Genomic DNA, 22185 nt, shown 5'->3' on the forward strand with positions numbered 1-22185 from the left:
GCGCGTGACACAGCGCCTCCCCCTCATCATCTTCGCGCTCGTGATGGCGGTGATTCCGCTTGTCCCGGGCATCCCGCCGTTCTGGATCGTGCTGCTCGACAATATCGGCCTCGCCGCGCTGGTCGCGATGGGCCTCGTGCTGCTCACCGGCGTCGGCGGCCTGACCTCGTTCGGCCAGGCCGCGTTCTGCGGCTTCGGCGCCTACACCACGGCGGTGCTGACCACCGCCTACGACGTTTCGCCCTGGCTGACGCTGCCGGCTTCGCTCCTGGTCAGCGGCATCGCGGCCGTGCTGCTCGGCATCGTCACGGTGCGGTTGTCGGGTCATTATCTGCCGCTCGGCACCATCGCCTGGGGCATCGGGCTGTTCTATCTGTTCAGCAAGCTCGAATTCCTCGGCCGCAACGACGGCATCTCCGGCATTCCGCCGCTGTCGATCGGCTCGTTCAGGATGCTGAGCCCGGATGCGATCTACTACGCGATCTGGGTCGCGGTACTGCTCTCCGCGCTGCTCACCATGAACCTCCTGGACTCCCGCACCGGGCGCGCGATCCGCGCCTTGCGGCGCGGCCATGTCGCGGCCGAAGCGTTCGGCGTGGAGACGCCGCGCGCGAAGCTGTTGGTGTTCATCTATGCCGCGGTGCTGGCCGGCCTGTCCGGCTGGCTCTATGCCCATTTCCAGCGCGCCGCCAACCCGACGCCGTTCGGCGCGCAGGCCGGCATCGAGTATCTGTTCATCGCCGTGGTCGGCGGCGCCGGCTACGTCTGGGGCGGCGTGCTCGGCGCCGGCATCGTCGTGATCCTCAAGGAGGTGCTGCAGAGCTACCTGCCCTACATCTTCGGCGGCCAGAGTCAGCTCGAGACCATCGTGTTCGGCATCATGCTGGTGCTGCTGTTGCAGCTCGCGCCTCAGGGCGTCTGGCCCTGGCTGACGTCGCGGCTGCCGTTCAAGCCCGCCCGCAAGATTCCGGACACGTCCGTGAAGCTGGAGCACCGCGAACGGGCGCCCGGAACGTCGCCGATCCTTCTGCACATCGACAAGGCGCGCAAGCAGTTCGGCGGCGTGCTCGCGGTCAACGACGTCTCGTTCGACGTCAACGCCCGCGAGATCGTCGCGCTGATCGGCCCGAACGGCGCCGGCAAGAGCACCACCTTCAATTTGATCACCGGCGTCCTGACCGCAACCAGCGGCAAGATTTCCGTGCTCGGCAAGGAAGTCGAGAACGCCCCGCCGCAGGAGGTGGTCAAGCTCGGCGTTTCCAGGACTTTCCAGCACGTCAAGCTGGTGCCCGACATGACCGTGCTGGAGAACGTCGCGATCGGCGCGCATCTGCGTGGCAATTCCGGCGCGATCTCCAGCATGCTGCGGCTCGACCGCGCTGACGAGGCGAAGCTGCTGGCGGAAGCCGCGCGTCAGATCGCGCGCGTCGGCCTGTCCGACCAGATCGACCAGCTCGCGGGCTCGCTGTCGCTCGGACAGCAACGCATCGTCGAGATCGCCCGCGCACTGTGCGTCGATCCGATGCTGCTGCTGCTCGACGAGCCGGCCGCCGGCCTGCGCCACATGGAGAAGCAGCGGCTGGCCGCGCTGCTCCGGCAATTGCGCGACGGCGGCATGTCGGTGCTCCTGGTCGAACACGACATGGGGTTCGTGATGGATCTCGCCGACCGCATCGTGGTGCTGGATTTCGGCACCAAGATCGCCGAGGGCACGCCGGCCGCGATCAAGCGCAACCCCGACGTGATCAAGGCCTATCTCGGAGCCGCCGCATGAGTGCGCTGCTATCGGTGAGCGACGTCCACATATCCTACGGCAAGGTCGAGGCGGTGCGCGGCGTCTCGCTCGACGTCGCCCAGAACGAGATCGTCACCATCATCGGTGCCAACGGCGCCGGCAAGACCACGCTGCTCAACGCCATCATGGGCGTGCTGCCGCTGAAGGGCCGCACCACGTTCGCCGGCGTCGACATGGCGCCGCTCGACATCGAGGATCGCGTCGCCAACGGCCTCAGCCTGGTGCCCGAGCATCGCGAACTGTTCGGCACCATGAATGTCGAGGACAATCTCGAGCTCGGCGCGTTCCGGATTGCGAAGGCTGTCGCGGCGGCCTCGCTGGAGCGGGTCTACACGCTGTTCCCGCGGCTCAAGGAGCGGCGCAAGCAGCTTGCCGGCACGCTGTCCGGCGGCGAGCAGCAGATGCTGGCGATGGGCCGCGCGCTGATGGGCGCGCCGAAGCTCTTGATGCTGGACGAGCCGAGCCTCGGCCTCGCCCCGATCATCGTCGCCGACATCTTCCGCATCGTCGGCGAGCTCCGCGCCGCCGGCGTCTCGGTGCTGCTGGTCGAGCAGAATGCGCAGGCCGCTTTGCAGATCGCCGACCGCGCCTATGTCATGGAGCTCGGCGAGTTCGTGCTCGCTGGCCCCGCGACGGAGATCGCCGCCAACAAGGGCGTCGCAGCGAGCTATCTCGGCTTCCAGCACGAAGGCGAGAGCGCGATTTAGAACGCGCAGCTCCTCCGCGGAGAGACCGGCACCCCACCTCGCCGCGCATTACATGCGCGTCGATCCTCCCCCTCCAGGGGAGGATGAAGGCGGGTGCGTCTCGGATGAACTTTCTGCCACGCTTGCATTCGCGCGAAGATTGCGCTCCACTTTACCCTCCCCTGGAGGGGGAGGGTCGATCGCGGGTGCAATCGGGGTGGGGTGAAGCCACACAAATGGTCTCAACACCAATCCGCAGAGCCGCCGCGAAGAAGCTGCGCACCAACACGACACCGCATGAACGAATCCTGTGGCGCGCGCTGAGAGAGCAGCCAACTGACGGAACGCATTTTCGAAGGCCGTCGTCGATTTCTTCTACCCGGCCAAGCGACTCATCGTCGAGCTGGACGGTGGACACCACAACGACGATGAAGCGGCGAAGCGCGATCGTGCGCGACAAGAGTGGCTCGAGCGGGAAGGATATCGCGTCGTCAGGTTCTGGAATTCGGAGGTCAGTGAGGATTTGAATGCCGTGCTCGAACGGATCTATGTCGAACTCTATGGCGCTCGTGAAGCGGAAGCTGTGCCGCTGAAGCACCGCCGGCGACGATAGACCGTCATCCCACCCCGCTTCACATCGCTGACGCGATGCGAAGCGACCTTCCCCCTCCAGGGGAGGGTGAAGAATAGCCGGCCCCCTTTCGAAGGCCGGCTTGTTCTTTTCCAAACCGGAGATTGGCGGCTTACATCGCCGGGACGTATTTCCCGCCCTTGACCGTCAGCAGGATACGCGAGCGGTCGTCGAGGCCGTAGCGGTCCTTCTCGGTCCAGTTGTAGACGCCCTGGCTCGCGACGATCTCCTTCTCGGAGACGAACGCCTGGCGGATCGCCTCGCGGAATTCCGGCGTGCCGGGCTTGGCGGTCTTCAGCGCGGTCGGGATGATGCGCTTCAGCACCTCGAAGGCGTCGTAGGAGTGGCCGGCGAACTGGCTGCGGCTGTTGGCGCCGTACTTGGCTTCATAGGCCGCGTTCAGCGCAAGACCGGGCTTCTTGGTCAGCGCACTGTCGGGCTGGGTTTCCGGCGACATGATCGGACCGGCCGACATGATGACGCCTTCCGCGGACGCGCCCGCGATGCGGATGAAGTCCATGGTGGCGGCACCGTGGGTCTGGTAGATCAGGCCCTTGTAGCCGCGCTCGCGCAGCGAGGTCTGCGGCAGCGCCGCCGCGGTGCCGGAGGCGCCGACCAGGATGGCGTCGGGATTGGCGGCGACGAGCTTCAGCACCTGTCCCGCGACCGACGTATCCGGACGCGCGAAGCGCTCCTCGTCGGTCATGGTCAAGCCCATCGGCACGGCCTGCGCCTTGAAGTCATTGACCCAGAGGTCGCCGTAGGAATCCGAATAGCCGATATAGCCGACGGTCTTGATGTTGTGCGCCTTCATGTGCTCGTAGAGCACCTTGCCCATGATCGGAATCGACTGCGGCAGGTCGACCGACCACTTCGCGCGGGCGTCGTTGATCGGGAACGGCGCGAGGCCGAGATGCGGGATGCCGGCCTCGTTGGCGACCGTCGACACCGCGATCGTCGTCGGCGTGATGCAGGAGCCCATGATGATGTCGGCCTTGGACTCCGTGACGAAGCGCCGGGTATTGGTGGTCGCAGCCGTCGGGTCGCCGCCGTCGTCGAGCACGATCAGCTTCAGCGGCACCCCGCCGATCTCCTTCGGCACGAAATCGAGCGCGTTGCGCTCGGGAATGCCGAGCGCCGCGGCGGGCCCCGTGGTCGAGATCGTGATGCCGATGGTGATCTCATTGGTCTGCGCCAGTGCGGACGCGCCCGGCAGCGCGATGGCTGCTGCGAGCGCCGCGGCGGCGAGAGTGGCCTTCCTCATTCATTCCTCCCTGCAGTTAAGTTTTTTGGGTTTAAACCGGTTTTGCGGGCCAATTCAGCCCCTTCTTTAGAGCATGATCCGGAAAAGTGGAAACCGGTTTTCCGAAAGGATCATGCTCCGAAAGTCGTGTCATGGGGGGCGAGTCAGCCTTTCATGAAGCGGTCAATGATCTCCTGCGGAAACGGCGCCGATTTCAGCCTGGCGGGATCGTCCGGGTGGCGGCCGACCAGCACCCTTGTCTCGAACGCCTCGATCGCCAACGCCTCGCCCTTGAACACGCGATGCACCACCTCGAAGCTCGAGCGCTTGATGCTCTCGACCCGGCTCTCGATGGTAATCCAGTCGCCATGGGTCGACGGGATGTGGAATTTCGCCCGCGTGTCGACCATGGGAATGCCGACCAGGCCGTATTTGTGGACGAGATCCTGCTTCGAATAGCCGGCGGCTTCGAACATGATCGAGGTCGAGTCGTCGAACATCGCGAAGTAGCGCGGGTAGTAGACGATGTTGGCGGGGTCGCAATCGCCCCACTGGATCTGCACGTCACGCCGATTGACGAACATGGCTTACCCTCGATCGAGCATGAGCGATCCGGAAGGGCGGTTCATGCTCTTCCGGATCATGCTTCAGCGCGGCGCCATCCGGAGCGCGGCATCGAGCCGCACCACTTCGCCATTCAGATAGGGGTTGTCGATCATGTGCAGCGCCAGCGAGGCGAACTCGTCGGCCTGGCCGAGCCGGCGCGGGAACGGGATCGCGGCGGCGAGCGAATCCTGCGCTTCCTGCGGCAGGCCGGCCAGCAAGGGCGTCATGAACAGGCCGGGCGCGATGGTCAGTACGCGGATGCCGAATTGCGCGAGCTCACGCGCGATCGGTAGCGTCATCGCGACGATGCCGCCCTTCGATGCCGAATAGGCCGCCTGCCCGATCTGACCGTCATAGGCCGCGACCGACGCAGTCGAGATCACGACGCCGCGCTCGCCGGTTGCGAGCGGCTCGAGCTTGGCCATGTCAGCGGTGGCAAGCCGCAGCATGTTGAACGAGCCGATCAGATTGACCTTGATCACCTTGTCGAAGTCGGCCAGGGCCATCGGCCCTTCGCGGCCGATCACGCGTTTTGCCACCCCGATGCCGGCGCAGTTCACCAGCACGCGCGCCGGGCCGTGCGCCTTGGCGGCGGCCGCGACGGCAGCTTCGGCCGCCGCAGCATCGGCGACGTCGCAGACCACCGGAATGCCGCCGATCTCGGCCGCGACGCTCTCGGCGAGGTTGGCGTTGAGGTCGCAGATCGCGACCTTGGCGCCCTGCGCGGCGAGACGGCGCGCGGTCGCAGCGCCCAATCCCGATGCGCCTCCCGTGACGATGGCGGCCTGGTCCTTCAACTGCATGGCTTTCTCCTGTTCGAGAACTAGACGAGTGTGATCACCGATGCCGGCGGCACCGGCGCATAGAGCGCTTCGATGATGTCCGTGCGATGCTCCAGCACCGCGCGCTGGTTGATCGAGCCCTTGTCGGTCACCTCGCCGCGATCGATCGACAGCGGCGTGTCGAGCAGGATCGCGCGCGCGATCCGGTTCGACGAGCCGGTGGCGTCGGCAAGGACGCGCGCGAAGCGCTCGCGGAAGGCCGCCCGCACCAGCGGATCATTGGCCGCGGCCGCAATATCATTGCCGGCGAGCGCCGGATTGATCAGGCGGCAGCCATCGAGATCGAGGATCACGATTGCCGCAAGCTCGTCGCGGTTGAGCCCCGCGATCACGACATCGCGCACCAGCGGCGCGCAGGTGCCGACGAAGCGCGCCCGCAACGGGCCGACGCTGACCCAGGTGCCGCTCGCCAGCTTGAAATCCTCGGCGATGCGGCCGTCGAAATCGAACCCGGCATCAAGATCGCCAGCGTCGGCGGGCTTCAGCGCGTCGCCGAACTTGTAAAACCCTTCCTCGTCGAATGCCTTGGCGGTCAGTTCGGGCTGCCGCCAGTAGCCCGGCGTCACGTTCGGGCCCTTGGCGCGGACCTCGAGCTTGCCGTTGTTCGGAACGAGCTTCGCATCATTGCCCGACACCGGAAGCCCGACATGGCCGGAGCGGCTGGTATCGGGGCGCACCGACATGAAGAACGGCGAGGTCTCGGTGGCGCCGAGGCCGGTCAGGACAGGCACGCGATAGCCCTTCTCCTGCACGGCGAGCGCATCGAGGCTGTTCCAGATGAACGGCGACAGCGCGGCGCCGGAGAAGAACATCGCATGCAGCCGGTCGAAGAATTTTGCCCGCAGACCGGCGTCGTCGCGCAGATAGGGCAGCAGCGATTCATAGCCCTTGGGCACGTTGAAATAGACCGTCGGCGAGATCTCGCGCAGGTTTCGCACGGTCTCCTCGATGCCGCCCGGCATCGGCTTGCCGTCGTCGAGATACATCGAGCCGCCGTTATAGAGCGTCAGCCCGACATTGTGGTTGCCGCCAAAGGTGTGATTCCACGGCAGCCAGTCGACGATGACCGGCGGCTCGTCCTTCAGGAACGCCAGCGTCTCGCGCAGCATCACCTGGTTGGCGCAGATCATGCGCTGGGTGTTGATGACCGCCTTGGGATTGCCGGTCGACCCCGACGTCAGCAGGAATTTCGCGATCGTGTCCGGACCGATTGCCGCATGGGTGGCATCGAGACGCGGGTCTTCCGGCGTCGCCATGAGGCCGGCGAGGCGCGCCACTTCACGGCCGGACACGGTGCCGCGGCTCGCGGCGATCTCGACATCGGGTCCGACATTGGCACGCAGCGCGTCGGCGAATTTGTCGGCATCGTCGACGAAGATGAGGCCCGGCGTCAGAAGCTTGATGACGAAGCTGAGCTTGCCGTAGTCGCGCGACACCAGCGAATAGGCCGGCGACACCGGGCAGAACGGAACGCCGGCATAGAGCGCGCCGAGTGCCATCAGGGCATGATCGATCGAATTGCCCGACAGGATCACGATCGGCCGCTCGGCCGACAATCCGCGCGCGATCAAGGCGGAGGCAATGCGCCGCACAGCCTCGAGCAATTGCACGTAGGTGATCTGCCGCCAGCCGCCACCGGCCGCACGCTCGGCCATGAACACGCGGTCCGGCTCGGTCTCCGCCCAGTGGTGCAGGCGATCGGTGAGGCGAACCGGAAAGTCGGCGAGCTTCAGCTTGGGGCGGAGGTAGATCGTGCCGTCGTCGCGGCGCTCGACGCTGACGTCGGGATTGCCGAACGAGATCGGGCGCAGCGGATGCGCAGTACTGGCGGTTGCAGACGGCGCGGCGCTCATGTCGGCTTCACCTTGGCGGTCTTGCGATCAAGAAACGCACGGATGCGCTTCTTGGCTTCCTTGTCGCTCTGCGCCACCGTCGCCATCAGCGATTCCATCAAAAGGCCGGTCTGCGGATTGGCCTCGGCGATCATCGGCAACGCCTGCAACACGGCGAAGTTGGTCAGCGGCGCGTTGGCCGCGACGCGCTCGGCAAGCTCCAGCGCTTTCGGCAGCGCGCCGTCTGCCTCGGTGAGGTATTGCGAGAAGCCGTAGGCGGCGCCCTCGGTCGCCGAATAGACCCGGCCGGTCAGCATCATGTCCGCCATCCTCGGCACGCCGATCAGGCGCGGCAGCCGCACCGATCCGCCGCCGCCGACGAAGATGCCGCGCTGGCCCTCGGGCAGCGCGAAATAGGCCGACGGCTCGGCAACCCGGATATGCGCGGCGCAGGCCAGCTCCAGCCCGCCGCCGATCACCGCGCCCTTCAGCGCGGCGATGACCGGCACGCGGCAATACTGGATGCGGTCGAACACGCGGTGCCACATCTGGGAATGCAGCAGGCCCTCGGTGGCGTCGCGCTCGGTCAGTTCGGAGAGGTCGAGGCCGGATGAGAAGTGATCGCCGATACCATGGATCACGACGGCGCCGACCGCATCCGGTATCGCGGAGAAGCAATCCCGCAGCGCCAGGATGATGCCGTCGTTCAGCGCATTGCGCTTGGCGGGACGATTCAGCCCGACCGTCAGCACCGCCCCTCGTGTCTCGATCCTGAGCAGCGAGGCGTCTCCCCCGCCGGCAGCGTTTCCCATGGCGTTATTGCTTCCTGTTCAGAATAGTTATGTTTTATAACTATCATCGCAGGAGTCAATACACGCGTGACGGCTTCTCCCTCCCGTGGAGGGGGAGGGGCAGGCTCACATGGAGCCTAGTGGAGTGTGAGACGGGGTGGGGTGATCTCTCAACACGGGCAGCGCTTGAATGCAAAGACCCTCACCCCACCTCGGTTCGCATTGCGCTCCGCTTCATGCGAACCGATCCCCCCCTCCAGAGGAGGATGGGAGCCCCTACAGCACCTGATGCACGTCGATCACGACGCGGTCGGCGTGGCGGGTGGCGGAGCCGACGAAGATGTGCTGCATCAGCCAGCGGTAGTTTTCGGCGCCGGTTTCGAATTTCGGCACGGTGCGGAAATAGATCAGCTTCGGATCGACCGGCTCGCCGCGCTTCAGCTTCTGCAACAACTCGACCGGCCCGAAGCGGATGCCTTTGTTCTCGACATAGACGACGGCGCCGTCGTCGGTCTCGAACGCATATTTCGCCTCCAGCTCGATCAGCTCATTGGGCCGGATGATCTGGAAGTCGGCGCCGAACGACAGCACCTTGCCGTTGACCGTCTCACCCCTCACCTCGCCGCCGATGATCGGAATGATGCGGCGGACGCCGCTGCCGATGTCGCCGGCGGAGGTCACCTCGGCGATCCGGGCAGTGATGGTGAAGACGTATCGGGTCTCGAGCTCGGGATTCATAGGCCTAACCAATCATGCGCTGCGGCAGCCAGGTCGCAAGCAGCGGGAACAGGATCAGGATCACCAGCCGGATCAGATCGGTGATGACGAACGGCAGCACGCCGACAAAGATCGTCGACATGTTGACGTCCTTGATGACGCTCTTGATCACGAACACGTTCATGCCGACCGGCGGGTGGATCAGGCCGAGCTCGACCGTCATGACGATGATGATGCCGAACCAGATCGGATCGAAGCCGAGCGCGGTCACCACCGGAAACACGATCGGCACGGTGAGGATCACCATCGCCATCGCGTCCATCAGGCAGCCGAGCACCAGATACATCAGGAGGATCAGCGCCAGCACGCCATAGGGGCCGATGCCGAGCCCGGTGAGGAACTCGGTGACGTGCTGCGGCGTCTGGGTGATGGTGAGGAAATAGCCGAAGCAGAGCGCGCCGATCAGCACCGTGAACACGGCGGCCGCGGTGCGCGTCGCCTGCAGCAGCGATTGCAGGATGCCTTCCCTGGTCAGCTTGCCGCGGAGGATACCGATGATGAAGGCGCCCACCGCGCCGACCGCGCCGGCTTCGGTCGGGACGAAGAAACCGCCATAGAGCCCGCCGATCACGAACAGGAACAGCAGCAGCGGCGACCAGACGTCACGCAGCGCGACGAAGCGCTCGTGCCACGACGCCTTCTTTCCCGCCGGCAGGAAGCCGGGCCGCGTCACACCGATGATGCCGATCGTGATCATGTGCATCACGATCGCGAGCAGGCCCGGCACCACGCCCGCGATGAACAGTTTGCCGATGTCCTGCTGGGTGATGATGCCGTAGACCGCGAGCACGGTGGACGGCGGCAGCATCGCCCCGAGCGTGCCGCCGACCGCGATCACGCCGGCGGCGAATGATTGCGGATAGCCGAAGCGGCGCATCTCGGGATAGGCGACGGCGGAGAAGGTCGCGGCGGTCGCGACCGACGAACCCGAGATCGCGGCAAAGCCGCCGCAGGCGGCGATCGTCGCAATGCCGAGCCCGCCCTTCCAGTGGCCGACGAAGGTGTTGGCGGCGCGGAACAGCTCGCGGCTGATGCCCGAGACGGACACGAAGGCGCCCATCAACAGGAACATCGGGATCACGCCGAAGGAATAATCCGTCACCGTGCGCATCGTGGTCTGGCCGACCAGCTTCAGCGCCGGCGCGAAGCCGGTGAGATAGCCAAAGCCGGTGATGCCGACGAGGCCCATCGCCATGCCGACGGGGACACGGAGCAACATCAGCACGAACAGGCTGACAAAGCCGATGACGGCGACGGTCTCGGGACTGAGGTCGAGACTCATGGCCGTCTACTCCGCGGTCTTGATCTTGGCATCATGGATATCTTCCGGATGGAAGATCAGGCGGTAGGTGCGGATCGCGATCAGCAGCACCGCGGAGACATCGCCGATCCACGACACCAGGAAGAACGGCCAGACCGGAACGCCGAGATCCATGGTGACGATATGGCTGTTCCTGGTGTCGATCACCTTGTCGACCAGCGTGTAGGTCTGCACGCTCACCACGAACAGCAGCACCAGCGTCGCGAAGATGTCGATCCAGCGCTGGTAGCGCGGCGAGGCATTGGCCCAGACCAGATCCACGGTGATGTGGGTGCCGCGATAGCTGGTCGCCGCGATGCCCCAGAAGATCAGGATGCCGAGCAGGAACTGGCCGAAATTGTAATAGTCGGGGATCGTCACCGCGAAGAATTTTCGCATGAACACCGCGGTGAAGGTGTTGAGCGCGACGACGCCGACGAAGAAGGCCGCGACCCATTCGATCGAATCGATGAAGCGGTCCATGAAATTCTTGCGGGCCGGCTCGGGTGGGCCGGTGATCGCGCCGTCTGGGGAAACTTCGGCAGATTGCGTCATGCATTGCTTCGATGAGCTCCCTCTCCCCGCTTGGGGGGTCGAGACGAGCATAGCTCGCTCTTAGAGGGTTGGGGTGAGGGGCTGCTTCCACGAATCGTGAATGCGGTGAGACCTGTACCCCCTCACCCGGATCGCATCTGACGATGCGATCCGACCTCTCCCCGCAAGCGGGGAGAGGTGAAGGGGAGCGGGATCAGATCCCCGCCTCGTACTTCTTCAGCGTGGCCTGCAGATCGGCGTCGATCTTGGCCGCATCGCCGCCGGCCTTCTTCACCGCCTCGGCCCAGCTGTCGCGCAGCGGCTTGACCGCCTTCTTCCACTCGGCGAGCTGATCCGATGTCAGCGGATAGACCTCGTGGCCTTCCAGCGCCTTCATCTTGGTGCGGCCGTTGGCCTCGAAATCGGTCCAGGGATCGGTGACCTTGGAGGCCCATTCCGCCGTGCAGTGATCGTCAATCACCTTCTTCTGGGCAGCCGACATCGAATTGTATTTGGCGAGGTTCATGTTGTAGGTGAACACCGTCGAATAGAGCGGCACGTCCATGTGGTACTTCACCACCTTGTCGATGCCGAACAGGAAGATCGAGCCCCAGGGGAAGGTGATCTCGTCGGCCACGCCGCGCTCGATCGCATCGCGCGACTCCGGCGCGGAGGCCTGCACATTGGTGCCGCCGAACATCTTGACCATCTCGCCGATGGTGCTCTGCGCGGGTCGCACCTTGACGCCGGAGAAGTCGCTCGGCAGCACGATCTTCTTCTTGCCATGCAGCGCGCCCGGATCGTGGATGAAGGCGAAGCACAGCTTGGTGTCCTTCATCTCGGTCGGCGCATATTTGTGGTACCATTCGTTCAGCGCCAGCGTGCCCTTCTTGCCGTCGGAAAAGGTGAACGGAAGCTGGCCGGCGGCCGCGATCGGGAAACGGCCGGGCTGATAGCCGGGATTGACATAGGTGACGTCGGCGATGCCGTCGCGCGCCATGTCGTAATGGTCGAACGCCTTGCCGAGCTGCTCGGACGGAAACACGGTGACCTTGATGGTGCCGCCCGATGCCTTCTCGATGTCGGCGGCCCATGCCTGGGTCGCCGGCACCAGCGGATGCGCCGGCGGCACCCATAGCGACACTTTGAGATTGACGGTCTTGTCCTGCGCCATCGCGGGTCCCGCGGCCGGCACGATGGCGGCGGCCATCAATACCGCCAACACTGTTTTCCTCATCACATCTCCTCCTCTCCAGGACCGGCTTGGTGCTCGATCTTATTACTTAACATGTTATCTAATTCGCACAGATATTCAAGACGAAATCCGCCGGGCGGACGCCTCGTCGCACCCTCCGCCGGTCCCGCCCCGCCGCATCTTGCGCTGCGGTGAACGGGCGTCCCGCGCAAATCCGCCTTGCCAAAACCGTTATATGATATAGTTGCCTTGGCAAGTTGACGGCGCTCGCGCCGGCGCGGGCACCGGCCAAAAGCCTATCCGATCGGGAGGAAAAGGTATTGCGGACAAAAGTAGCAATCATTGGCGCAGGTCCGGCCGGACTGTTGCTTGGGCAACTACTTCATACTTTCGGCGTAGACAACATCATTCTTGAGCGACAGGCCCCGGACTATGTCCTGGGACGGATTCGCGCCGGGCTGCTCGAGGAAGGCACCGTGTCGCTGCTCGAGAGCGTCGGCGCCGCGGCCCGGCTGCACCAGGAGGGCCTCGTCCATCACGGTCTTGAGCTGGCGTTCGGCGGCGCGCGGCACCGCATCGACCTGCATGGCTCGACCGGCAAGACCGTGACCATCTACGGCCAGACCGAGGTCACGCTCGACCTGATGAATGCGCGCAAGGCTGCCGGCCTGACCTCGATCTACTCGGCCGCCGACGTCAAGCCGCTTGATTTCGACACCGATCAGCCGCGCGTCAGCTACGTCAAGGACGGCGTCACCCACGAGATCGCCTGCGATTTCATCGCCGGTTGCGACGGCTTCCACGGCATCAGCCGCGCCAGCGTGCCGGCTTCGGCGATCACCAGCTACGAGCGGGTGTATCCGTTCGGCTGGCTCGGCATCCTCTCGGAGACGCCGCCGGTCTCGCCGGAGCTGATCTACAACAACCATGAGCGCGGCTTTGCGCTGTGCACGATGCGCTCGTCGCACCGCAGCCGCTACTACGTGCAGTGCCTGCTCGACGATCATGTCGACCAATGGTCGGACGAGCGGTTCTGGGACGAATTGAAGCGGCGGCTCGACCAGAAGGCCGCCGACGAGATCGTCACCGGCCCCTCGATCGAAAAGAGCATCGCGCCGCTGCGCAGCTTCGTCGCCGAGCCGATGCGGTTCGGCCGCATGTTCCTGGCCGGCGACGCCTCGCACATCGTGCCGCCGACCGGCGCCAAGGGCCTCAACCTTGCCGCCAGCGACGTGCATTATCTGTCGCAGGCGCTGCGCGAATATTACAACGAGAAATCCTCCGCCGGCCTCGATGGCTATTCGGCGAAAGCACTGGCGCGGGTCTGGAAGGCGGTGCGCTTCTCCTGGTGGATGACCTCGATGCTGCACAAATTCCCCGACGAGGGCGAATTCGCCGCGCGCATCCAGATCGCCGAGCTCGACTACCTCGTCAGCTCGAAGGCGGCCTCGACCTCGCTGTCGGAGAATTATGTGGGGCTGCCGTTCTAGGCGAGCTCGCCGATATTTTTGTCGCGCAACCTCTCCGTTACACACCCAGCCGTCATACCCCGCGCATGCGGGGTATCCAGCACGCCGCGGCTTCTCGATTCATGCCGTGCGGTCTCTGGAATTGGATCACCCGGTCCCGTCTACGCCAAGGCTTCGACGAGGCTCCGGATCCTTGGCGCGCCGAAGCTTTAGCGAAGGCGGCAAGCCGTGCGATGACAGCAGTAGATGTGGCGACAGGCCCGCGCTACATTCAAACATTCACGCAAATCCCGTTTAAAACTTTGTAGGCGGTGAAACCGTCATCGACATCGCGTTCAATGGTGTCAACCCAACGCCATATGCGAGCTTTCAGATGAGCACCGATACGCAAGTCGTGCCCGATACTCCCCAGGACGTCCCTCAAGGCTTCGAGCCGCTGTTCCGCAAGAGCCCGCTCACCGAGCCCTGGGAGCCGCTTTACCAAAAGAAGACCGAGCGGGCCGTCATCATCGGCCTGCGGCTGGCGAGGCCGCACACCAATGGCCGCGGCCTGATCCATGGCGGCCTGATCGCAGCGCTTGCCGACAACGCGATGGGCTATAGCTGCGGCCAGGCGACCGGCTGGACCACCTCGTTCGTCACGATCTCGCTCGCGGTCGACTTCGTCGGCTCCGCCAATGTCGGACAGTGGCTCGCGATCGAGAGCGACGTGATCAAGACCGGCAGCACGATCTGCTTCGCGCAGAGCCTGATCAAGGCTGACGAGGTGACGATCGCGCGCGCCAACGGCACCTTCCGCGTGGTGCCGAAGAAGCCGCCGGTGAGCTAGTCGAAATACCAGTCCGTGATCTCGGTCACGAGATCGATGAAGGTCCGCACCTTGGCCGACAATAGCCGCGTCGTCGGATAGACGACGTGGATCGGCACCGCCGGCTGCTCGAACTCGGCGAGCACGATTTGGAGCCGCCGCGCCTTCAGCGATTCGGCGGCCTGATAGGCCATCACCCGCGTCAGTCCGCCGTCCTGCTCGGCATACTGGATGGCGGCATCCGAACTGTTGCTGGTGAAGCGCGGCGTAGGGGTAATGCGGATTTCGCGGCCATCCTCCATGAAGCGCCAATCCGGCGTCGCGGTCATGGCGCCGAACTGGATCGTGTCATGGGCGGTGAGGTCTGCCGGCCGCTTCGGCCGGCCGCGAAGCTTGAGATAGCCGGCCGACGCCACCACGATGCGGCGCATCCGGCCGACATGCCGCGCCACCAGCGTCGAATCCGGCAGGTAACCGATCCGGACCGCGAGGTCGACGCCGTCCTCGACCAGATTGATTCGTCGGTCCGACAGCCGCAGGTCGACGCCGACATCGGGATAGCGCTTCAGGTAGGCGCTCACGACCGGACTGACATGCAGCCGCCCGAAGCCGAACGGCGCCGAGATCACGAGGCGCCCCTCGGGGCGGGTGCGCTCGCTCTCCACCGCGTCCTCGGCCTCCTCGACGTCGGCGAGGATCCGGCGCGCCCGCTCCAGATAGCGCGAGCCGGCGTCGGTCAGCGTCACCTGGCGCGTGGTTCGCTGCAGCAGCCGCGCGCCGAGCCGCTCCTCCAGCGCCGCAATCAGCCGCGTGATGGCGGACGGCGACAGGCCGAGCTTGCGGGCGGCGGGGGCAAAACCCTCAAGGTCCGCCACCGCGACGAAGGCCTGCATGGCGTCGATCCGGTCCATGGACACTATTGCATAATCGGCAACAGTGAAGTGTCAATGCACAAGATTGCTTACGATCTGGGAACGTACATTTTAAGTGGCGAGGATAACCACTTAAGGCGCCCGTTACGGGAGGCTCCGATGTCAGATGGTCACAGCTATGCGAGCGACGTCGCATTCAGTCCGGCGGTGAAGGCGATCCAGACCCGCAAGGGCTCGCGCGCCACCTACGCCGAGGTCGATGCACATGGCGGCTGGCGCAGCGAGATCGACGAGAACCTCGCCGGCTTCCTCGACGAGGTGAACAGCTTCTATCTCGCGACCGCGTCGGCCGACGGCCAGCCCTACATCCAGCATCGCGGCGGGCCGAAGGGCTTTGTCAAGGTGCTCGACAAGCACACCATCGCGTTCGCCGATTACAACGGCAACCGCCAGTTCATCACGCAGGGCAATCTGTCGGAGAATGCCAAGGCGTACATCTTCGTGATGGATTATGCGCACCGCCGCCGCGTCAAGCTGTGGGGCGAGGCGAAGGTGGTCGAGGACGATCCGGCGCTGACGCGCGCGCTGATGCCGCAGGGCTACCGGGCGCGGCCGGAGCAGGCGATCCTGTTCAAGGTCGCGGCGTGGGACACCAACTGCCCGCAGCATATTCCGCAGAAGTTCGACGCGGCCGATGTGGCGGCAGCGCTGGCCTCGCGCGACCAGCGCATCGCCGAGCTCGAGGCGGAACTCGCCGCATTGAAGGGCCAACCCGCACCCGCCGCGCCGGCCTAAAGCGCGATGCGATTAGATTGAATCGTCATCGCGCTTTGGCTTTTTGTTTGAGCACGATCTCCGCGCAAACGCGTCCCGCGTTTGTCGCGAGGGAAAACCGCTTCGCACCTTTCCGGATCATGCTTTAAGCCGCTTGCTGCTGCAGCGGCGCCCAGCTGAATTCCGGATAATATTGCCGCATCATCCGGCCGACATAGGCGGCGAGATTGTCGAACTTCTCGGTGCGCTCGCGCAGCGGCGAATCGAAGAACGGGGTGAGGATTCCCGCCAGCGCGCCGAACGCGGTGGCATCGGTGCCGCACGGCGCATCGCCCATCAGATACGGCTTGTCGCCGAGCTGCACCGACAGTGCGAACAGCGAGCGGATCGCGAGATCGACGTCTTCGTCCGGGCCGTGACGGCCGAGCCCGCTCAGCAGGTAGTTCTCGGCAACGCGGAACTGGGCGTCCTCGCGCAGCTTGTCGCGCATATGGTCGGGCGCGCCGTCGAAGAAATGCGCGGGCCCCTTGGCGAAATTGGTATCGTCGACCCAGCGCGCGCCGACCAGCGCCCAGTAGACGTGATGCTCGATCATGCGCTCGAAGGCCCAGGCCTGGGCACGCGCCTGCAGGCTGAGCGGCGCGTCGAAGTCGAAGCCGTATTTGCCCTCGATATGGGCGCGGATAAAGGTCGAATCGGCGATCGTCTCGCCGTCGTCGACGATGAACGGCAGCTGCCCCTTGGGAGAGGCCGGCGGCATCGCCTTCTCCTTGCGATAGTCGAGCCCGGCCATCTTGAGCTGGACCTCGGTTTTGGTCACGAAGGGGCTGATTTCCGGCAAGCCGAAGCCCGTGCCAAAGCCAAAAAGCGTAATCATATGAAGCTCCCGATCGCCTGTGGTCGTAGATTGACGCTAGCTGTCCCCTGCTGCCAGCATGGTGTCAGCAGTAGTGGCATTCACTGTCGAACGGGCCTGCGGGTGCGAGGCGGCGAACCGCCTCGCGAACGCGCTTGACCAGCCGTGCCCGCCCGTAGGACCAAACCGTGCTGATCGACTGCGCGATCAGCGCGACCAGGGCCCAGCGCAGGTCGCCGGAGGTGGAGTAGACCGTGACCAGCTGCTCCAGCGCAAAGCCTCGCGCCTGCCGGAAACCGAGTTCGTCAAGATTCGTCATGGACAAATTCCCTTCACTTGAGCTGTTGTCCTGATATAGCCCCCACCTGCTGCCAACATGCTGTCAGCAGCAGCCGGACGGGCCCCAGAAAAGTCTGCGCACCGAGAGACCACGAGCCCCGTCAAGACACTCGTCAAGACAGCTGCCGAGAGAGCTGCCAAGAGAGCTGACAAGACACTCGACAAGACACGTGCCAAGAGAGCGATCGAGAGAGTTGCCATGAGACGCGCCGACCGGCTGTTTCAGATCATCCAGGTGCTTCGACGCACCCGTAAGCCTTTGACCGCCGATGCAATCGCCGCCGAGCTCGAGACATCGAAGCGGACGATCTATCGCGACATCGCCAGCCTGATCGAACAGCGGGTGCCGATCCGCGGCGAGGCCGGCATGGGCTACATCCTGGAGAAGGGATTCGACCTGCCGCCCTTGATGCTGACACCCGACGAGATCGAGGCCTGCGTACTCGGCGCGCAATGGGTGGTCGGCCACGCCGATCCGGCGCTGGCGCGCGCGGCCGAGGACCTGATGGCCAAGATCGCCGAGACCGTGCCCGACCGGCTGCGGCCGTTCGTGCTGGAGCCGGCAAGCCGGGCCCGCTCGGCCTGGAACCGGGAGCCCGACCGCATCGACATGGTCAGGACCCGCAGCCAGATCCATGAGGGCAAGAAGATCACGCTGAACTATCGCGACGAGCATGGCCGCGATAGCGAGCGCACGATCTGGCCGATCGCGGTCGGCTATCACGAGGCGGTGCGGCTGCTCGCCGCCTGGTGCGAGCTGCGCAGGGATTTCCGCAGCTTCCGCACCGACCGCGTAGTCACCGCGGTCTATCACGACGAGAAATATCCGGAGCGGCGCGACCTGCTCAGGGCGCGCTGGCGGCGCAGCCTGGTCTGGGAAGCGCCGAGGGACACCTGATGGCCGACAACGCGACTGACGCAGCCGACGCAAGCCCCTGCCAATCCTGCGGCGCCTGCTGCAGCTATTCGGAGAACTGGCCGCGCTTCACCACCGAGGACGACGCGCAGCTCGATCTGATCCCGGCGCAATTCGTCAACGCGCGACAATCAGGCATGCGCTGCGAGGGCGACCGCTGCTTGGCGCTGTCGGGCCGGGTCGGGGAAGCAACGCACTGCGAGGTCTATGCGGTGCGGCCGGAGGTGTGCCGGACCTGCCAGCCGGGCGACGCGGAATGCGCGATGGCGCGGCGCCGGCACGGGCTGCCGCTCATCCCGAGCGTGCAGCCGATCTAACCAGACGTTACGCCGAGACCGTCTCGCTGACGTCCTCGTCGTCAAGCTCGTCATCGACAACAGGCGCGAAGGTCGACAGCGGCTTGGTCGACAGCGTGATCGGCTTGCGGCCGCCATGCGAAACGGTCGCGGCGCGGACCGGCTCGCGCGACAGCGCGTAGAGCGTCGAGCCGACACGACCACCGGAATTCACCAGCTCCCACTCGCTGCAGCTCGACGCGATCGCGACCGCGAGTGCGTGCAGATGGCTGCGGCGATAGCAGAACAGCGCGAGCTGCGCCCTGACGTCGGGCGCGACATTGGCAACCAGCAACGAGAGCCCGTTCGGATTGGCGCGATACATCTGGCCGAGCAGGTCGTCGGCAACCGGGCAGGCATCGTTCTCGAAGGCGTCGCGGCTTGAAAACATTTGCAAATCCCCCTCGATCGGGAAGATGCCGCGTAATCCTCTAACGAAAGGTTAACCACGGCCTCCGGTCGCTTCCGGGGGGTCTTGCCCGTTGCGCGCGAATCACATCCGCCCGCCGAGGCCCGGCTGGATTCCTGGTCCAGGATGTGAGGAAAGGTGCGCGCGAACCGCTCAGTTCGCGGCCATGTAGATCGACAGCGCGAAGCCGGTGAGGTGGTGCAGCGCCTGGTCGACCCCGATCAGGGTCCAGAACCAGGGATGGCCGGACTCCAGCGTTACGCCGAAATGCGAGGCGCAGTATCCCTTGGCGCGATCGACGATGATGTGGATCACGAAGTCAATGAAGGCGACGTACCAGAACCGCGGCGCCACCAGCAGGATCAGCGCCAGCGCAACCGCGAGATGGACCAGGCAGTGCGCCAGCAGCGGCAGTGCCCAGCCGGTCTTCTGGTCCTTGCCGATCGCCATCCAGGCGTTCTGCAGCATGAAGTCGGCGATGATGTGCTTTGCGGTGAGAAGCAACATCCATCCCACCAGGGCACCAACCGACACCGACGATGACATGGAGGGAAACAACAAGCTGACGCCCTTTACTTCGATGAATGTGATTGCAAGAAATCCGGGTCAGGCCGTCAGCGCAATTCCGCAAACCGAAGCGTGTCTCATTTATGACATCTCCGGCGCCGGAATGCACCTGCGCCTCGTCGAAAATCACATCTCGGTCCGGGCGTCGATAGTGGCAATGGTCATGTGGCATCGCGGCACAGGTCGGCCGAGATTAGGTTACGGCCGGCGGCCGGTTTGCATTCCCCCCGGGGAGGTATATCGTCGGCAACATAGGAAATTTTCTTTCTTTTATAGTCATTTACGGATTCACCGGGCAGCGCCGCGCCGATCGGGTTGCGGCAACGGGCCGTCCCGGACGGGTGATGAGCCAGGTGATCAGTCATGAGTGCCGAAGCCCCCTCGCCTGCGCCGATGCCGCCGCGGTCGCGCCCTCCGGTCGCCAAACCGGTCGCCAAGACCAACCGCGCGCAGATCATCGTCTTCACCCTGCTGACGCTGCTCCTGAGCGCGGTCACCGTGATCGGCGGCCGGCTCTGGCTGCGCAATTCCGAAACACTGGTGTTCGCGGTCGGCGATGCCAACGGCCCGGAGGCGAAATTCGCCGCCAAGCTCGCCACCGTGCTGAAGAGCAATTCATCGCGGCTGCGGCTGAAGATCGCGCCGACCCCCGACAACGCCAAGGCGCTGGCGCAATTCGATCGCCGCGACGCCTCGCTTGCCATCCTGCGCACCGACGCAAGGGTGCCGCCGCGTGCCCGCACCATCGCGATCCTCGAGCATGACGTGGTGCTGGTGCTCAGCCCCGGCGGCAAGAAGATCAAATCGCTGAACGAGCTCAAGAAGAAGCGGATCGCGGTCGTCGGCGACGGCGAGAACAGCGTCAATTTCGTCCGCAGCGCGCTCGAGATTGCCGACAGCCCCGATGCGGCGCCGCGGGTACAGCAGGCGCCGCCGAACACACCTTTCGACAAGCTATTCGCCTCCGGCTTTGCCGCCGTGATCGCGATCGAGCATGCCTCGAAGATCGTGAAGGACAAGACCTACGAACAATATGCCAAGCGCGCCGGCGGCTTCACGCTGAATGCGATCGACGCGGCCAAGGCGCTGGCGCGCAAATACCCGGCGATTTCGGAGGAGACGGTCTCGACCGGCATGCTGTCGTCCTCGCCGACGATCCCCGATGACGAGGTCGATACCATCGGGCTGGAATGGTTGCTGGTCGCGCAATCCTCGATGTCCACGACGACGGCCGCCGAGCTCGCGCGCATCATCTATGAGAACAAGTCGGAACTTGCGCTCGACGACGGCTTCGCCTCCAAGATCGAGCCGGCGGCGACCGACAAGGACGCCTTCATCGTCGCCCATCAGGGCGCCGCCGAATACATCAACGACGATACCAAGTCGTTCATGGATCGCTACAGCGACCTGATGTATCTCGGTGCCGCCGCGCTCAGCATCATCGGCTCGATCTTCGCGGCGATCTACACCAAGATCACCCGCGTCGCACCGGAGAAGGCCAGCGAGCTGGCGGGCAGGATCCTCGACATCGGCGAGCGCGTCGAGCACGCCACTTGCGCCGAGCATCTCGACGAATTGCAGGACGAGCTCGAGGCGATCCTGCGCGGCGCGGTGATCGGCCTGCGCGACGGCACCGTTTCCGGCGACGGAATGGACACGTTCAAGCTCGGCTACGAATTGGTCCGCGACGAGATCGCACTGCGCCGCGACCACCTCAAGCGTCACCCGGCGACGCCGGACGAGAACCTCGTGGTGGTGAAGGCGGCGAACGGGTGAAACCAAGCCGTTGGTTAGGCCACAGATACAACTGTCGCCCCTGCGGTCGCGCCACATGCACCGGAGCGCATCACCCCGCCTCCGCGTTCGTCGGCGTCGCGGCGGCATCGAGCTGCCGTCCCTCGTGATCCATGTGCAGGTAGTTCGGGTTGAACAGGCCGGCATGCATCAGCGGCTCGAGATTGGGGACGACCAGGGTCTTCCCCTTCAGCACGATCAGGCCGCCGGCGCGCAATTCCTGCAGCGTTCGGTTGACGTGAACCTTGGAGAGCCCGGTGGCATCGGCGAGATCGCCCTGGGTCAGCGGGAAATCACAGCTGTCGCCCTGGGTCAGGCCGGCGGCACGCAGCCGGAGCCAGATCTCGCACAGCAGATGGGCCATCCGCTCCAGCGCCGTTCGCTGGCCGAGGCTCATGGTCCATTCGCGCTGGATCGCCGCGTTGACCAGGGTTTCCCACCAGAACGCGGTCACGATGCGCGGATGTCCGGCTGCGACCTTGTCGAAGAATTCGCGGGAGAGGTCGGCGATCGACACCGCGGTGGCTGTACCGATCGAATGGTCCATCTCGCGCAGGATGAAGACGTTCACATCGCAAATGTCGCCGGGCAGGAAGAAAGCCACGATCTGACGTCGGCCGTCCTCGAGCTGCTTGTAGCGATAGGCCCAGCCGGACAGGATCAGATGGACGTCCTTCGGCTTCTCGCCTTCGCGGACGATGTCGACCCGCGGACCGAAATGCCGGACGCGCTCGGTGGACGCGCGATTGAGAAGGACGTGGTCTACCGGCGAAAGCCGTACAAACTGCTCCAATTTCCGGACTAGCGACGCCAA

Annotated in this window: 24 protein-coding genes; 9 read left to right on the forward strand and 15 right to left on the reverse strand. The window is 64.9% G+C overall.

Going from position 1 to position 22185, the window contains the following annotated elements:
- Nucleotides 1-4 precede the first annotated feature (4 nt).
- From E2I15_RS26855 to E2I15_RS26865, 3 genes are all read left to right on the forward strand, one after another.
- Entirely contained in the window at nt 5-1774 is a 1770-nt protein-coding gene (locus E2I15_RS26855) for a branched-chain amino acid ABC transporter ATP-binding protein/permease (RefSeq protein ID WP_137481072.1), read from the forward strand.
- Nucleotides 1771-2502, forward strand: coding sequence for an ABC transporter ATP-binding protein (locus tag E2I15_RS26860; protein WP_137481071.1), 732 nt, complete (start codon nt 1771-1773; stop codon nt 2500-2502). Before E2I15_RS26855 ends, E2I15_RS26860 begins: the two co-directional genes overlap by 4 nt.
- Before the next feature lie 215 nt (nt 2503-2717).
- Nucleotides 2718-3008: a DUF559 domain-containing protein gene (locus E2I15_RS26865; RefSeq protein ID WP_502707198.1), complete on the forward strand. Its 291-nt coding sequence runs from the start codon at nt 2718-2720 to the stop codon at nt 3006-3008.
- A 216-nt stretch (nt 3009-3224) separates the two neighbouring features.
- On the opposite strand, the gene E2I15_RS26870 is transcribed toward E2I15_RS26865, so the two are convergent.
- The 9 genes from E2I15_RS26870 to E2I15_RS26910 form a co-directional block, all read right to left on the reverse strand.
- The gene (locus tag E2I15_RS26870; protein ID WP_137481070.1) at nt 3225-4376 is read right to left on the reverse strand and encodes an ABC transporter substrate-binding protein; all 1152 of its coding nucleotides are present in this window, start codon (nt 4374-4376) and stop codon (nt 3225-3227) included.
- 143 nt (nt 4377-4519) lie between these two features.
- The gene (locus tag E2I15_RS26875; RefSeq protein ID WP_137481069.1) at nt 4520-4939 is read right to left on the reverse strand and encodes an acyl-CoA thioesterase; all 420 of its coding nucleotides are present in this window, start codon (nt 4937-4939) and stop codon (nt 4520-4522) included.
- Between the two features lie 63 nt (nt 4940-5002).
- Nucleotides 5003-5764 carry an SDR family NAD(P)-dependent oxidoreductase gene (locus E2I15_RS26880; protein WP_137481068.1) on the reverse strand — a complete coding sequence of 254 codons (762 nt, stop codon included), beginning with the start codon at nt 5762-5764 and terminating at the stop codon, nt 5003-5005.
- A gap of 20 nt (nt 5765-5784) precedes the next feature.
- Nucleotides 5785-7656, reverse strand: coding sequence for a feruloyl-CoA synthase (locus tag E2I15_RS26885; RefSeq protein ID WP_137481067.1), 1872 nt, complete (start codon nt 7654-7656; stop codon nt 5785-5787).
- Complete coding sequence (locus tag E2I15_RS26890) at nt 7653-8447, reverse strand: crotonase/enoyl-CoA hydratase family protein (RefSeq protein ID WP_137481066.1); 795 nt, start codon at nt 8445-8447, stop codon at nt 7653-7655. The genes E2I15_RS26885 and E2I15_RS26890 overlap by 4 nt, the downstream gene beginning before the upstream one ends.
- Nucleotides 8448-8702: 255 nt before the next feature.
- Entirely contained in the window at nt 8703-9164 is a 462-nt protein-coding gene (locus E2I15_RS26895) for a DUF3237 domain-containing protein (RefSeq protein ID WP_137481065.1), read from the reverse strand.
- 4 nt (nt 9165-9168) lie between these two features.
- Entirely contained in the window at nt 9169-10485 is a 1317-nt protein-coding gene (locus E2I15_RS26900; protein ID WP_016847481.1) for a TRAP transporter large permease, read from the reverse strand.
- Between the two features lie 6 nt (nt 10486-10491).
- Nucleotides 10492-11058 (reverse strand): TRAP transporter small permease, encoded by a 567-nt coding sequence (locus E2I15_RS26905; protein WP_137481064.1) that lies wholly within the window; start codon nt 11056-11058, stop codon nt 10492-10494.
- A gap of 193 nt (nt 11059-11251) precedes the next feature.
- On the reverse strand, nt 11252-12274 hold the full coding sequence (locus tag E2I15_RS26910) for a TRAP transporter substrate-binding protein (protein ID WP_137481063.1): 1023 nt from the start codon (nt 12272-12274) through the stop codon (nt 11252-11254).
- 278 nt (nt 12275-12552) lie between these two features.
- Here E2I15_RS26910 and pobA point away from each other — a divergent pair, with 278 nt between their 5' ends.
- Both pobA and E2I15_RS26920 read left to right on the forward strand, forming a co-directional pair.
- Nucleotides 12553-13722, forward strand: coding sequence for a 4-hydroxybenzoate 3-monooxygenase (gene pobA, locus E2I15_RS26915; protein WP_137481062.1), 1170 nt, complete (start codon nt 12553-12555; stop codon nt 13720-13722).
- A 352-nt stretch (nt 13723-14074) separates the two neighbouring features.
- Nucleotides 14075-14530: a PaaI family thioesterase gene (locus E2I15_RS26920; RefSeq protein WP_137481061.1), complete on the forward strand. Its 456-nt coding sequence runs from the start codon at nt 14075-14077 to the stop codon at nt 14528-14530.
- Here the strand turns inward: E2I15_RS26920 and E2I15_RS26925 are convergent.
- A complete protein-coding gene (locus E2I15_RS26925) occupies nt 14527-15420 on the reverse strand; it encodes a LysR family transcriptional regulator (RefSeq protein ID WP_137481060.1) in 894 nt (297 codons plus the stop codon). The two genes, E2I15_RS26920 and E2I15_RS26925, sit on opposite strands and share 4 nt — an antisense overlap.
- A gap of 120 nt (nt 15421-15540) precedes the next feature.
- Between E2I15_RS26925 and E2I15_RS26930 the strand changes: the two genes are divergently transcribed.
- On the forward strand, nt 15541-16176 hold the full coding sequence (locus tag E2I15_RS26930; protein ID WP_137481059.1) for a pyridoxamine 5'-phosphate oxidase family protein: 636 nt from the start codon (nt 15541-15543) through the stop codon (nt 16174-16176).
- Nucleotides 16177-16300: 124 nt separating this feature from the next.
- On the opposite strand, the gene E2I15_RS26935 is transcribed toward E2I15_RS26930, so the two are convergent.
- Nucleotides 16301-17032: a glutathione S-transferase family protein gene (locus E2I15_RS26935; protein ID WP_137481058.1), complete on the reverse strand. Its 732-nt coding sequence runs from the start codon at nt 17030-17032 to the stop codon at nt 16301-16303.
- Between the two features lie 64 nt (nt 17033-17096).
- Nucleotides 17097-17330, reverse strand: a complete 234-nt coding sequence (locus E2I15_RS26940; protein WP_137481057.1) for a hypothetical protein — start codon at nt 17328-17330, stop codon at nt 17097-17099.
- A 219-nt stretch (nt 17331-17549) separates the two neighbouring features.
- Between E2I15_RS26940 and E2I15_RS26945 the strand changes: the two genes are divergently transcribed.
- On the forward strand, nt 17550-18248 hold the full coding sequence (locus tag E2I15_RS26945) for a helix-turn-helix transcriptional regulator (RefSeq protein ID WP_016847472.1): 699 nt from the start codon (nt 17550-17552) through the stop codon (nt 18246-18248).
- Entirely contained in the window at nt 18248-18583 is a 336-nt protein-coding gene (locus E2I15_RS26950) for a YkgJ family cysteine cluster protein (protein WP_137481056.1), read from the forward strand. Before E2I15_RS26945 ends, E2I15_RS26950 begins: the two co-directional genes overlap by 1 nt.
- A gap of 7 nt (nt 18584-18590) precedes the next feature.
- On the opposite strand, the gene E2I15_RS26955 is transcribed toward E2I15_RS26950, so the two are convergent.
- Together E2I15_RS26955 and E2I15_RS26960 are read right to left on the reverse strand one after the other, a co-directional pair.
- Nucleotides 18591-18992 (reverse strand): hypothetical protein, encoded by a 402-nt coding sequence (locus E2I15_RS26955; RefSeq protein ID WP_069280372.1) that lies wholly within the window; start codon nt 18990-18992, stop codon nt 18591-18593.
- A 171-nt stretch (nt 18993-19163) separates the two neighbouring features.
- Nucleotides 19164-19517 (reverse strand): DUF3307 domain-containing protein, encoded by a 354-nt coding sequence (locus E2I15_RS26960; RefSeq protein ID WP_170991657.1) that lies wholly within the window; start codon nt 19515-19517, stop codon nt 19164-19166.
- Between the two features lie 423 nt (nt 19518-19940).
- On the opposite strand from E2I15_RS26960, the gene E2I15_RS26965 reads away from it, so the two are divergent.
- On the forward strand, nt 19941-21353 hold the full coding sequence (locus tag E2I15_RS26965; protein ID WP_246668217.1) for a TAXI family TRAP transporter solute-binding subunit: 1413 nt from the start codon (nt 19941-19943) through the stop codon (nt 21351-21353).
- Between the two features lie 70 nt (nt 21354-21423).
- On the opposite strand, the gene E2I15_RS26970 is transcribed toward E2I15_RS26965, so the two are convergent.
- Nucleotides 21424-22185 (reverse strand): Crp/Fnr family transcriptional regulator, encoded by a 762-nt coding sequence (locus tag E2I15_RS26970; RefSeq protein ID WP_137481055.1) that lies wholly within the window; start codon nt 22183-22185, stop codon nt 21424-21426.

Origin of the sequence: Bradyrhizobium sp. BR2003 (assembly GCF_009720285.1) — a bacterium.
In the GTDB taxonomy this organism is placed as follows: domain Bacteria; phylum Pseudomonadota; class Alphaproteobacteria; order Rhizobiales; family Xanthobacteraceae; genus Bradyrhizobium; species Bradyrhizobium elkanii.

What these genes read in the sequence shown, in the direction of transcription:
- E2I15_RS26860 (WP_137481071.1), top strand. Translation starts at nt 1,771, where the DNA reads ATGAGTGCGCTGCTATCGGTGAGCGACGTCCACATATCCTACGGCAAG.
- E2I15_RS26865 (WP_502707198.1), top strand. Translation starts at nt 2,718, where the DNA reads ATGGTCTCAACACCAATCCGCAGAGCCGCCGCGAAGAAGCTGCGCACC.
- E2I15_RS26870 (WP_137481070.1), bottom strand. Translation starts at nt 4,376, where the DNA reads ATGAGGAAGGCCACTCTCGCCGCCGCGGCGCTCGCAGCAGCCATCGCG.
- E2I15_RS26875 (WP_137481069.1), bottom strand. Translation starts at nt 4,939, where the DNA reads ATGTTCGTCAATCGGCGTGACGTGCAGATCCAGTGGGGCGATTGCGAC.
- E2I15_RS26880 (WP_137481068.1), bottom strand. Translation starts at nt 5,764, where the DNA reads ATGCAGTTGAAGGACCAGGCCGCCATCGTCACGGGAGGCGCATCGGGA.
- E2I15_RS26885 (WP_137481067.1), bottom strand. Translation starts at nt 7,656, where the DNA reads ATGAGCGCCGCGCCGTCTGCAACCGCCAGTACTGCGCATCCGCTGCGC.
- E2I15_RS26890 (WP_137481066.1), bottom strand. Translation starts at nt 8,447, where the DNA reads ATGGGAAACGCTGCCGGCGGGGGAGACGCCTCGCTGCTCAGGATCGAG.
- E2I15_RS26895 (WP_137481065.1), bottom strand. Translation starts at nt 9,164, where the DNA reads ATGAATCCCGAGCTCGAGACCCGATACGTCTTCACCATCACTGCCCGG.
- E2I15_RS26900 (WP_016847481.1), bottom strand. Translation starts at nt 10,485, where the DNA reads ATGAGTCTCGACCTCAGTCCCGAGACCGTCGCCGTCATCGGCTTTGTC.
- E2I15_RS26905 (WP_137481064.1), bottom strand. Translation starts at nt 11,058, where the DNA reads ATGACGCAATCTGCCGAAGTTTCCCCAGACGGCGCGATCACCGGCCCA.
- E2I15_RS26910 (WP_137481063.1), bottom strand. Translation starts at nt 12,274, where the DNA reads ATGAGGAAAACAGTGTTGGCGGTATTGATGGCCGCCGCCATCGTGCCG.
- E2I15_RS26920 (WP_137481061.1), top strand. Translation starts at nt 14,075, where the DNA reads ATGAGCACCGATACGCAAGTCGTGCCCGATACTCCCCAGGACGTCCCT.
- E2I15_RS26925 (WP_137481060.1), bottom strand. Translation starts at nt 15,420, where the DNA reads ATGGACCGGATCGACGCCATGCAGGCCTTCGTCGCGGTGGCGGACCTT.
- E2I15_RS26930 (WP_137481059.1), top strand. Translation starts at nt 15,541, where the DNA reads ATGTCAGATGGTCACAGCTATGCGAGCGACGTCGCATTCAGTCCGGCG.
- E2I15_RS26935 (WP_137481058.1), bottom strand. Translation starts at nt 17,032, where the DNA reads ATGATTACGCTTTTTGGCTTTGGCACGGGCTTCGGCTTGCCGGAAATC.
- E2I15_RS26940 (WP_137481057.1), bottom strand. Translation starts at nt 17,330, where the DNA reads ATGACGAATCTTGACGAACTCGGTTTCCGGCAGGCGCGAGGCTTTGCG.
- E2I15_RS26945 (WP_016847472.1), top strand. Translation starts at nt 17,550, where the DNA reads ATGAGACGCGCCGACCGGCTGTTTCAGATCATCCAGGTGCTTCGACGC.
- E2I15_RS26950 (WP_137481056.1), top strand. Translation starts at nt 18,248, where the DNA reads ATGGCCGACAACGCGACTGACGCAGCCGACGCAAGCCCCTGCCAATCC.
- E2I15_RS26955 (WP_069280372.1), bottom strand. Translation starts at nt 18,992, where the DNA reads ATGTTTTCAAGCCGCGACGCCTTCGAGAACGATGCCTGCCCGGTTGCC.
- E2I15_RS26960 (WP_170991657.1), bottom strand. Translation starts at nt 19,517, where the DNA reads ATGTTGCTTCTCACCGCAAAGCACATCATCGCCGACTTCATGCTGCAG.
- E2I15_RS26965 (WP_246668217.1), top strand. Translation starts at nt 19,941, where the DNA reads ATGAGTGCCGAAGCCCCCTCGCCTGCGCCGATGCCGCCGCGGTCGCGC.